Origin of the sequence: Pseudomonas sp. F01002, assembly GCF_004402115.1 — a bacterium.
GTDB classification, from domain to species: Bacteria; Pseudomonadota; Gammaproteobacteria; order Pseudomonadales; family Pseudomonadaceae; genus Aquipseudomonas; species Aquipseudomonas frigoris.
The window spans coordinates 1-900 of the sequence record NZ_SOPU01000067.1 but is presented as its reverse complement, the minus strand read 5'-3'; the positions used below and the strand labels follow the sequence as shown (position 1 = coordinate 900).

Annotated in this window: 1 protein-coding gene; it reads right to left on the bottom strand. The window is 53.7% G+C overall.

The genetic code is table 11. The annotated features are described in order from the left end of the window. Positions 1-118: 118 nt before the first annotated feature. Positions 119-900, bottom strand: a 782-nt coding sequence (locus E3W21_RS28795) for a group II intron maturase-specific domain-containing protein (RefSeq protein WP_305955719.1), incomplete at its 5' end; no start/stop codon positions are given.

Here is a 900-nt window from a genome sequence, read left to right as displayed (position 1 = left end):
CGGATCTGGTTGTCGGGTAGTCAGACGCGGTTACCCGCGTCCAACCCCCTAAGAACCGTGCATGCGAGTTTCCCAGCACACGGCTCAAGCCTCTACAAAGGCACTGTTAAGTACCCAGCTATACCTCTTTGACATTGGCGTACTGCTGATCTCTGGGGCAACGCAGATGATAGATCTCAAGATTGACTGCGGCGTCCGTTCCGCCGTCGGCCAACTTTACGATGTGGCGACTATGCCACGGCGTATCTTTGGTAACGGGCTTATGACAAACAGCACATAGGCCGCCTTGCTGTCGCCAGACGCGATACAGCTTCGCTCGTCCCTTTGTTGATTTGAGCATTTTCTTGCCCCATCGGAACTCGAAATACTCATCCCAATTGGGGTCATGCGGGTTGGCAGCGGCCTTGATCTTGATGTGCCGAACAATCGGCGTATCCGACTCCTTCAGTAAGGTGTATTCCCTTGCCTTACCGTCTGCGTATTTTTCAACGGTTGAGAACACCCACCGGCGCGATCCTCGGACTTTGAAGTATCTGTCCTTGACCCACCGTGTTCCTTTGCGCGGATGCCGTCTCACCGCCCAGCGCCAGAGCATTATCCAGACTTCGCTGTCTACCTGATTGAATACCTTCTTGGCGACCACGTGGCTATGGTAGTTCGCCCATCCCCTTAAAATCGGGTTGAGCAGCCCGATCAAATTGACCTGTTTGATCGCCTTGTTGGTCTTGATCACTTCCCGGAGTTTGGCGAGGTGAGCCCTGATGTTCGCTTTCGATGGCTTGATCAGGAGCTTGCCGTTGTACTTGCGCAAGTTCCATCCGAGGAAGTCGAACCCGTCCCCTATGTGCGTTATTTTGGTTTTTTCCGGAGAGAGGACAAGTCCACGCTCTGCCAGAAACT